General features: G+C 50.8%; 9 protein-coding genes. 7 read left to right on the top strand and 2 right to left on the bottom strand.

Going from position 1 to position 8728, the window contains the following annotated elements:
* The 4 genes from BUB52_RS15080 to pgl form a co-directional block, all read left to right on the top strand.
* A partial coding sequence (locus BUB52_RS15080; RefSeq protein ID WP_073212689.1) for an N-acetylmuramoyl-L-alanine amidase occupies window positions 1-359 on the top strand: 359 nt, incomplete at its 5' end.
* A gap of 129 nt (window positions 360-488) precedes the next feature.
* Window positions 489-1964, top strand: coding sequence for a decarboxylating NADP(+)-dependent phosphogluconate dehydrogenase (gnd, locus tag BUB52_RS15075; protein ID WP_009120338.1), 1476 nt, complete (start codon window positions 489-491; stop codon window positions 1962-1964).
* Between the two features lie 55 nt (window positions 1965-2019).
* Window positions 2020-3516, top strand: coding sequence for a glucose-6-phosphate dehydrogenase (zwf, locus tag BUB52_RS15070; protein WP_009120339.1), 1497 nt, complete (start codon window positions 2020-2022; stop codon window positions 3514-3516).
* Complete coding sequence (gene pgl, locus BUB52_RS15065) at window positions 3513-4217, top strand: 6-phosphogluconolactonase (RefSeq protein ID WP_009120340.1); 705 nt, start codon at window positions 3513-3515, stop codon at window positions 4215-4217. The genes zwf and pgl overlap by 4 nt, the downstream gene beginning before the upstream one ends.
* 4 nt (window positions 4218-4221) lie before the next feature.
* Here the strand turns inward: pgl and BUB52_RS15060 are convergent, their stop codons facing one another.
* Window positions 4222-5268, bottom strand: a complete 1047-nt coding sequence (locus BUB52_RS15060) for a DUF2776 family protein (protein ID WP_009120341.1) — start codon at window positions 5266-5268, stop codon at window positions 4222-4224.
* 97 nt (window positions 5269-5365) lie between these two features.
* On the bottom strand, window positions 5366-6019 hold the full coding sequence (pdxH, locus tag BUB52_RS15055) for a pyridoxamine 5'-phosphate oxidase (RefSeq protein ID WP_009120342.1): 654 nt from the start codon (window positions 6017-6019) through the stop codon (window positions 5366-5368).
* A 51-nt stretch (window positions 6020-6070) separates the two neighbouring features.
* On the opposite strand from pdxH, the gene BUB52_RS15050 reads away from it, so the two are divergent.
* The 3 genes from BUB52_RS15050 to BUB52_RS15040 all read left to right on the top strand — a co-directional run bounded on the left by BUB52_RS15050 (window position 6071) and on the right by BUB52_RS15040 (window position 8722).
* On the top strand, window positions 6071-6478 hold the full coding sequence (locus tag BUB52_RS15050; protein WP_083554552.1) for a hypothetical protein: 408 nt from the start codon (window positions 6071-6073) through the stop codon (window positions 6476-6478).
* A gap of 383 nt (window positions 6479-6861) precedes the next feature.
* A complete protein-coding gene (locus BUB52_RS15045; protein WP_009120344.1) occupies window positions 6862-7767 on the top strand; it encodes an alkaline phosphatase family protein in 906 nt (301 codons plus the stop codon).
* Window positions 7768-7813: 46 nt separating this feature from the next.
* Window positions 7814-8722, top strand: coding sequence for a hypothetical protein (locus tag BUB52_RS15040; protein WP_139259736.1), 909 nt, complete (start codon window positions 7814-7816; stop codon window positions 8720-8722).
* Window positions 8723-8728: the final 6 nt, after the last annotated feature.

Raw genomic sequence — 8728 nt, 5'->3', positions numbered from 1 at the left:
GTTATCATTTTTACATCCGTAAGAACGGTGATATAAAGACGCTCCGGCCTTTGGAACGTCCCGGTGCGCATGCCAGAGGCTACAACGCCCACAGCGTCGGCATCTGCTACGAGGGCGGGCTGAACGAGCGGGGACGGCCTGCCGATACCCGTACCGATTTTCAGAAACACTCCCTGAGAGCGCTCGTCCTGCTACTGTTGAAAGACTATCCCGGCAGCCGCCTTTGCGGGCACCGCGACCTCAGTCCCGACCTGAACGGCAACGGCGAGATAGAGCCCGAAGAATGGATAAAGGAGTGTCCCTGTTTCGACGCCGCTTCACTGCTTGACGAACCGCCCGTAAATCCGGGATATTTGTAATTGATTTTCCTTGAAACGAGTGGTTGCTCAAAAGTTAAAAAAAATATGGAATAATTTCAAACTTGACATGAACAAATAGCGGGCACATATTGTTTCAACTATAAAGATAAATTTTACAAGTATCAATATATGGAGAATTTAAATAAAACTGACATTGGACTAATAGGGCTGGCCGTAATGGGTGAGAATCTGGCGTTGAATATGGCGGATAAAGGCTGGCAGGTATCGGTTTACAACCGTACGGTTCCGGGGATTGAAGAAGGTGTGGTAGACCGTTTTATCAACGGCCGCGCACGTGGTAAGAGCATTCGCGGCTATACGGATATAGCCCGTTTTGTGGAGTCGGTGGCCGCGCCGCGTAAAATAATGATGATGGTTCGTGCAGGCAGTGCCGTGGACGAACTGATGGAACAACTGTTTCCGTTGCTCTCGCCGGGCGATATACTGATAGACGGCGGCAACTCCAACTACGAAGATACCAACCGCCGCGTGGCGTTGGCCGAAGAAAAAGGATTCCGTTTTGTGGGCGCAGGCGTGTCCGGCGGTGAAGAGGGCGCGCTGAACGGCGCTTCCATCATGCCGGGCGGTTCGGTGACCGCTTGGGACGAGGTGAAACCGATTCTGCAAAGCATCGCCGCCAAAGCGTCCGACGGCACGCCGTGCTGCCAGTGGGTGGGCCCGGCGGGTTCGGGACACTTTGTCAAGATGATTCACAACGGCATCGAATACGGCGACATGCAGCTCATCTCGGAAGCCTACTGGGTGATGAAGAACCTGCTGCAACTGAATAACGAGGAAATGTCTTCCGTCTTTTCGACTTGGAACGAGGGCAAGTTGCGCAGCTATCTCATTGAGATTACGGCCAACATCCTGCGGCACAAGGATAAGTCGGGCGGCTATCTGATAGATAAAATTCTGGATACCGCCGGACAGAAAGGTACTGGCAAGTGGTCGGTAATCAACGCGATGGAGCTGGGCATGCCGCTGGGACTGATTGCCACGGCGGTATTCGAACGCAGCCTGTCGGCGCAGAAAAGCCTGAGGGAATCGGCCGCCAAGCATTTTGTGTGCCAGCGCACGGATGTGGTGTACAACAAGCCCGAAATGGTGAAAGACATCTATTCGGCGCTGTACGCGTCCAAGCTGGTGTCCTATGCACAGGGCTTCGCCGTACTGCAACGCGCCTCGGACGCTTTCGGGTGGAACCTCGACCTGGCTTCCATAGCCCGTATGTGGCGTGGCGGCTGCATCATCCGCAGCATCTTCCTGAATGACATCGCCGCCGCTTTCGAGCAGGCAGGGAAACCGCAGCATCTTCTGCTCGCTCCCTATTTCAGCAACGAGATGAAGCAACTGCTTTCCGGCTGGAAACATCTGGTGGCGCAGGCCATGAAAGAGGAACTTCCGGTTCCCGCCTTCTCGTCGGCATTGAACTATTTCTACTCGCTCGTGTCGGCCAAGCTGCCGGCCAACATGATTCAGGCGCAGCGCGACTATTTCGGAGCGCACACCTTTGAGCGTGTGGACGAACTGCGAGGACAATTCTTCCACGAAAACTGGACGGGACACGGCGGAGATACGAAGTCGGGAACCTACAACGTGTAGCCCCCTCTCGGAGAAAGATTACTGAAATGCCCCCCAAAAAAACAAACATAAAGCTATGAGTAAATTTGTGATGATAATTTTCGGCGCTTCCGGCGACCTGACGAAGCGAAAGCTGATGCCGGCACTGTATGCGCTGTACAAGGATAACCGCTTACCGGAAGATTTCGCTGTTTTAGGTATCGGACGTACCGAATATCAGGATGATACCTACCGTACCTATATACGGACGGAGATGGAGCGTTTTGTAGCCCCGGAAGAGCATGCGGACAACCGCATGGCCGACTTCTGCGACCGTCTGCACTATCTCTCGCTCAATCCCGCCGAAGCCGCCGATTACGGCAAGCTGGCCGCCCGCCTGCAGGAGCTGACGGGCGAGCAGGAGCCGGACGGCATGTTGTACTACCTGGCCACTCCGCCGTCGCTGTACGGCGTGATTCCTCTGCACCTGAAGGCTGCGGGACTGAACCGTCCTCATACGCGCATCATCGTGGAGAAGCCTTTCGGCTATGATTTGGACTCGGCGCGCGAGCTGAACCGTATCTATGCCTCGGTGTTCGAGGAGCACCAGATTTACCGTATCGACCACTTTTTGGGCAAGGAAACCGCGCAGAACATTCTGGCGTTCCGCTTCGCCAACGGTATTTTCGAGCCGCTTTGGAACCGTAACTACATCGACTACGTAGAGATAACGGCTGTGGAGAATCTGGGCATCGAGCAGCGCGGCGGCTTCTACGAGGGAGCCGGAGCATTGCGCGATATGGTGCAGAACCACCTTATTCAACTGGTGGCGCTCACTGCCATGGAACCGCCCGCGGTGTTCAATGCCGATAACTTCCGCAACGAGGTGGTGAAAGTGTACGAATCGCTCTCTCCGCTCACCGAGGAAGACCTGAACGAGCATATCGTGCGCGGGCAATATACCGCATCCGCCACCAAGCCCGGCTATCGCGAGGAGAAGAATGTGGCTCCCGACTCACGTACGGAAACGTACATCGCCATGAAGATTGGTATCGACAACTGGCGTTGGAGCGGCGTGCCTTTCTATATCCGTACCGGGAAGCAGATGCCGACGAAAGTGACCGAAATCGTGGTGCACTTCCGTGAGACGCCCCACCAGATGTTCCGTTGCGAGGGCGGCCACTGCCCGCGTGCCAACAAACTGATTTTGCGCCTGCAACCCAACGAGGGCATCGTGCTGAAATTCGGCATGAAGGTTCCGGGACCGGGCTTCGACGTGAAGCAGGTGATGATGGACTTCAGCTATTCCGACCTGGGCGGACTGCCCACCGGCGACGCGTATGCTCGCTTGATAGAGGACTGCATACAGGGCGACCAGACACTCTTTACGCGCAGCGATGCCGTGGACGCGTCATGGCGTTTCTTCGATCCCGTACTGAAATTCTGGCAGGAGCATCCCGACGCGCCGCTGTACGGTTATCCCGTAGGAACCTGGGGTCCTCTGGAAAGTGAAGCGATGATGCGCGAGCACGGAGCCGAATGGACGAACCCGTGCAAGAATTTGATGAATACCGATGAATATTGCGAATTATGAAAAGTTATATATATCCTGCCGCGACTTCGACCTCACGGGCTCTTATCCGGTACATAATAGACATGATGAACCGGGAGCCGGAGCGAATCTTCCACATTGCTTTCAGTGGGGGGACGACGCCTTCCCTTATGTTTGACATTTGGGCGCATGAGTTCAAGAAAGAAACTCCGTGGATGCGGATGCGCATCTTCTGGGTGGACGAGCGTTGCGTACCCGTCAAAGACTCGGACAGCAACTACGGCACCATGCTGCGGCTGCTGCTGAGAGAGGTGGGTATGCCGGATGAGTTTGTGTTTCCCATCGACGGCGCTTGCCGCCATCCGGAGAAAGAGGCGAAGCGTTACTCAGACCTGGTGTTCGGCACGGTTCCTCTGCGGCGGGGCTTCCCGGCGTTCGACCTGGTACTGCTGGGAGCCGGAGATGACGGGCATACGTCGTCCATCTTCCCCGGACAGGAGTATCTGCTGTCTTCCTTCCATCCGTACGAGGCGAGCGTGAATCCGTATAACGGGCAGCCGCGCATCGCCATGACGGGGTGTCTGCTGTTCAACGCGAGGAAGATTGTATTCCTGATTACGGGCAAGAACAAGACGGACGTGGTGTACGACATCATGAAATCGGGCGATACGGGGCCGGCGGCCTACGTGGCGCATCATGCCGAGAGTGTGGACATCTTTACCGACGTAGAGATTGCGGGATAAGCGGCTACCCTTTTGAGGTACCGCTTTCCAGTATGCTGACTATGGAGAATAGCGTGAAACAAATGCCGCCCAAGCCTGCCAGTACGCGCGCGGGTACGAAGTAAGCCTCGTGCATGCCCGCCATCTCGAAGAGGAAAGCGGAGAGGAACAGGCAGGCCAAGGCGGTGAATACCGGTATCAGCGGGATGCGGTTGGCCAGCTTGAAGATGTTGCGCCAGATGGCCGCAAGCAGTATGACTTTGCTCGAGATGCTGTAACAAACCAGTCCTAAGCCTATCATGATATAACCGATGGATGATTTGGCGGGATTGTGTTCGGTCGTTACCAGCAAGCCCCAGAGGATGCCGAGAGTGCCCATCGCGAGTACCACGGCAGGCCACCATTTGCGTTCGGGGTGCGAGTAGCTGTTACGTATCTGGCGTACGATGGTCGCCACCAACGCCACGAGACTGGTGCAGATGCAGGAGATGCCTGCCATGACGTGTCCGGCAATGTAGTAGGCGTTGTGAACGTCGCTCTTGGCAAGCAGCCAGATAGTCCATATCCAGGCGGTGAGTGCCAGCAGCGCTGCAACGGCGATGAGAATGTTGCCCTGTATGGCGCTGAAGGCCTGCGGGGGTGTGTCGTGACCCGTAGCGTCGGAGTTGGCGGGGATAAGGGTGAAGCGGGTGGACGAAGTGGCGGTGGTGGCCACGCAAGCGGTGATGAAGGCTACGCCGCAGATGACGTGTCCGGCTACGAAATGTCCGGCGGTAGGGGCTTCGCTGAAGTATTCCCAGCCGTAGATGAACGTGAGCAGGGCAGCCAGATAGCCAAGAACGGGCAGGGCGTATTTGGCGACCGTGTTATACGTGTGGATTATTTGCCGGATAATGGTTGCCGCCGTCGCGAACAAGGCGATGCATATCATTCCCAATGACATCACTACCGGGCCGGCAACGTACCTGGCCGGGTCTGTTCCCATGCCGAGCACGAAAGCTCCGTAACCAAAACAAAACAAGGCCATCAACAGTGGGATGGCGCGAAAGAGAACACTGATTCCATAATTCATAACTATCTTCTTTTAAGTTTTTCCCTCTAACAGCAGCGTTATGAGTTTGTTTTTCATTTTAAGGTTTATTTGTAGGATATAAGAGCCGGATGCCCGGTCAGGGGGCAAGGCGGAGTATTGTCCATGCGGGAACGGGAGCCGCCTCGCGGAGCGTGTATCGGAAGCGGTCGTGCAGTCTGCTTTCACGTCCCTGCCAGAACTCGAAGCGGGTGGGGGTGACGGCAAAGCCGCCCCAGTTGTCGGGACGCTGCACGGTTTGTCCGGCCAGTTTGGCGGCTTCTTTTACAAAGGCGCGGATGATTTCCATCCGGCTGCCGATAACGCGGCTTTGCGGGGATATTCTTGCGCCGATCCGGCTTTTGTAGGGTCGGGTGGAGAAGTAGGCGTCCGATTCACGGGGAGCGCATCTCTCCGCTATACCCTCGATGTGTACCTGTCTCTCCAGCTTATGCCAGACGAAAGAGAGGGAGATGTGGGGATTGGCCGCGAGCTGCCTTCCCTTGCGGCTTTCGTAGTTGGTGAAGAAGATGAATCGGCCGTTTTCCACGCCTTTCAGCAGGACGGTGCGGGTAGAGGGGCGGCCGTCGGGCGAGACGGTGGCCGCAATCATGGCCGTAGGTTCGTCCTCGCCGCAATGCAGGGCATCGTCGAGCCAGCGGGCGAATTGCTCGAAAGGGTTCTCCGAGATGGTGTTACGGGTGAGCTTGCCTTTCTTATATTCTTTTCGTATGTCCGAGAGTTGGGAGTCCATATAATTACCGTTTATCAGTATAACAATGAAAAGACGAAAGGGTTGAAACGAATGGGGAGAACTTGCCTGATTCTTTATATTTCCTTTGAATTTGGAATTTTATATGTCTTTTATTGCGAAAAATTTGCAATTCTCGACGTTTATGAAAAACAGGGTATCAAGAACGGTCATCCTCAGAACAAGATGAAAGGTGAAGCGTTCAAAACTCCGCTCGCCACCGCGTATCCCGACTGCCGTTTGGTGGTGACCAAGGAAACCATGACTGTGGAAGGCATGATTAAAATCGTGTACGACCTGCTGAAAGAGAAACTGAACATTGCCAAGATTACCTTTACCAGCGGCGTGAATACAGGTTCGGCCGAGTTCGATACGAAGAATGATATCGAACGTTGTCCTTTGTGCGGCATTTCGCTGAATGAGGAAGGGGTATGTCCTAAATGCGGATATAAGAAGCAATAAGCGGCTTTAATACGCCGGTGTAACGGTGCATTAAAGCGTTTGTATGACGGAAGGGGGTATTCTGAAGGAGATATCCCCTTCTTGGGTAACGATATACCGGTATCGGTGATACGGCGGTTCCGAATGGTTTTTATATCTCAAAGTATACTTGAATTAGTATTGGATTATGAATACCGACAAGCACTTTTGAGAATTTCCGTACCACCCTGTGGACGGGTACAAACCGATTTATGCTTCCGTTGAGCACTCGCACGGCACAGTTCATAAGACCCAAACCGAGGCGATGGAAGCTGAACATGCGCATGAGGCCGCGAAGTAGGTTTGTATATATTTGGTTATTTCATGCGTTGTTGCTATTTTTGTAAACCATAAAGAAAATATCTATGAAAAAAGTAATCGTTCCGCTGTTTTTACTCCTCATTGCAGCGTGTTTTCTTGCTATTCCGTGTTCGGCCAAGAGTAAAGCCAAGCATGTAGTGTTAATCGGGTTGGATGGCTGGGGGGCTTACAGTGTTCCCAAAGCTGACATTCCCCATATCAAACAATTAATGGCAGAGGGTTCTTATACTTTGGAAAAACGCTCTGTGTTACCCTCTTCCAGTGCTGTAAACTGGGCATCTATGTTTATGGGTGCCGGACCTGAATTGCACGGATATACGGAATGGGGTTCCAAAACTCCCGAATTGCCTTCGCGCATATTAAATGGACACGGTATATTTCCCACTATCTTTCAACAGTTGAGAGATGCCCGGCCGGAAGCTGAAATAGGTTGTTTGTATGAGTGGAACGGCATTAAATATCTTGTGGATACTCTATCGTTGAGCCATTATGCGAAAGCGCCGGATTATAATCAATATCCCGAAGCGTTGTGCAGCATGGCCGAGAACTATATTAAGGAGAAACAACCGACGTTGCTTGCCGTTTGTTTCGATAATCCGGATCATGTGGGGCATAAGGCAGGTCATGATACGCCCGAATATTATGCCAAGTTGAAGGAGCTCGATAGTTATGTCGGACGCATCGTACAGGCGGTAAAGGATGCCGGCATGTTGAAGGAAACAATATTTATCGTTACCGCAGATCATGGGGGTATCAAGAAAGGACATGGCGGTAAGACAATGCAGGAGATGGAGACTCCTTTTATTATTTCCGGTAAAAACGTGAGGAAAAATGGGGTGTTCCACGAGAGCATGATGCAGTACGATGTGGCTTCCACCATAGCCTATATATTCGGATTGCGGCAGCCGCAAGTGTGGATAGGACGTCCGATGACTCAAGTCTTTAGATAGGCGGGCGGTTCGTGGGAATAGGTTAATGGTGGATAAATCAATATTTATGGCAACACAAAATTGGATAAAAACTTATGTAATACAAATACTTCCTGTTTTAGCTCTGATTGTATATATTATAGGATTTGCATACTATATGGTGTATTATTATCAATTTGGTATTAATATAACCTCGTACATCACTCTGGCGGAAGTATTGGTTTCTACTTTAACTCCTATTCTTATAGTAGTTATGCTTTCTTTGGCTTTCTTTGGCTTACAATTTCTATCCCGAGTTCCTCAAAAAAGATTTCTTTATGAATTCAAAAAACTAAAGAATATCAAAGTCCAAAATGCCTGTATAAATAAAGTATTATCTATTATACATCGTTGTAAACGTAAAAAGAGAGTTATAAATAAATACTATGACCAAAAAGATGCGAAAGAAAGTTTTCATAGAGATTTATTGTCTATACCTATAATATTTGTTATTTCATCTATTATTATTCCTTTTAATATTTATATTGGAGCAATAGAAACTAAATATAAATACTTTTGGATTGTTTTCTTATTGATGCTTTGTTTTCCTTGCGCCGGTTTATATTTACGCTCATATAGAAAAGTCAGATTCCGGATAGTGAAAGTCTACCATAACTTGGTTGCTGCAATTATTTTGTTCATATCAATTCTTACTTGTATGGTCCTTTTAGGCATATATAATGCGAATTTGGATAAGAAAAGCAATGAACAAAGATTCCATATCACAATGCAAAACAGTGTGGAATACACAGACCAGGATTATAATTATATAGGTGAATGCGGTTCTGCTATATTTTTATATAATAGGGAAAATGAAAGTACTGTTGTCTTGAATATGGCAAACTTAATGAGTATTGTTTATTATAATAAGAGGGATAATATTTATACCAGAACAGTAGAAGAGTTTATGAAAATGAGTCAGGAAAAAGGACATTGAGGAAAT

The sequence above is a fragment of the Bacteroides clarus YIT 12056 genome, assembly GCF_900129655.1.
GTDB classification, from domain to species: Bacteria; Bacteroidota; Bacteroidia; order Bacteroidales; family Bacteroidaceae; genus Bacteroides; species Bacteroides clarus.
The sequence above is the reverse complement of the archived record's forward strand: the minus strand, read 5'-3'. Positions and strand labels throughout refer to the sequence as shown.